At 57.6% G+C, this 919-nt stretch carries 2 protein-coding genes; both read left to right on the top strand.

Going from position 1 to position 919, the window contains the following annotated elements; all coding sequences use genetic code 11:
• Window positions 1–410: hypothetical protein (locus tag OSC10802_RS55280; protein ID WP_232731898.1), on the top strand; the 410-nt coding region annotated here is incomplete at its 5' end.
• Between the two features lie 38 nt (window positions 411–448).
• Window positions 449–919: hypothetical protein (locus tag OSC10802_RS55275; RefSeq protein ID WP_026099103.1), on the top strand; the 471-nt coding region annotated here is incomplete at its 3' end.

Below are 919 nucleotides of genomic sequence, written 5' to 3'. Positions count from 1 at the left end.
GTGGTCAGTGCCGGAAAACTGTGAACCATTGGCACACACTTTTATCTGCGGAAATGTCAACCCCAGAGGGATTGCAGTGGGGTCAGCGCCATCGCCTGATGCTGTCGCCGGTGGGGCAACAGCACTCTCCCCCTGGCCACTTGCTGAAAACTGTGTACCATTGGTACACACTTTTATCTGCGGAAATGTCAACCCCAGAGGGGTTCCAGTGGGGTCAGCGCCATCGCCTGATGCTGTCGCCGGTGGGGCAACAGCACTCTCCCCGTGGTCAGTGCCGGAAAACTGTGAACCATTGGCACACACTTTTATCTGCGGAAATGTCAACCCCAGAGGGGTTCCAGTGGGGTCAGCGCCATCGCCTGATGCTGTCGCCGGTGGGCAACAGCACTCTCCCCCTGGCCACTTGCTGAAAACTGTGTACCATTGGTACACACTTTGCTCTCCGAAAATGTCAACCCTAAAGGAGTGGCCGTGGGGTGAGGGCAATCTCCTGATGCTGTCGCCGGTGGGGCAACAGCACTCTCCCCCTGGTCAGTGCCGGAAAACTGTGAACCATTGGCACACACTTTTATCTGCGGAAATGTCAACCCCAGAGGGATTGCAGTGGGGTCAGCGCCATCGCCTGATGCTGTCGCCGGTGGGGCAACAGCACTCTCCCCGTGGTCAGTGCCGGAAAACTGTGAACCATTGGCACACACTTTTATCTGCGGAAATGTCAACCCCAGAGGGGTTCCAGTGGGGTCAGCGCCATCGCCTGATGCTGTCGCCGGTGGGGCAACAGCACTCTCCCCCTGGCCACTTGCTGAAAACTGTGTACCATTGGTACACACTTTGCTCTCCGAAAATGTCAACCCTAAAGGAGTGGCCGTGGGGTGAGGGCAATCTCCTGATGCTGTCGCCGGTGGGGCAACAGCACTCT

It is taken from the genome of Kamptonema formosum PCC 10802 (genome assembly GCF_000332335.1).
Lineage (GTDB): Bacteria > Cyanobacteriota > Cyanobacteriia > Cyanobacteriales > Oscillatoriaceae > Oscillatoria.
The sequence above is the reverse complement of the archived record's forward strand: the minus strand, read 5'-3'. Positions and strand labels throughout refer to the sequence as shown.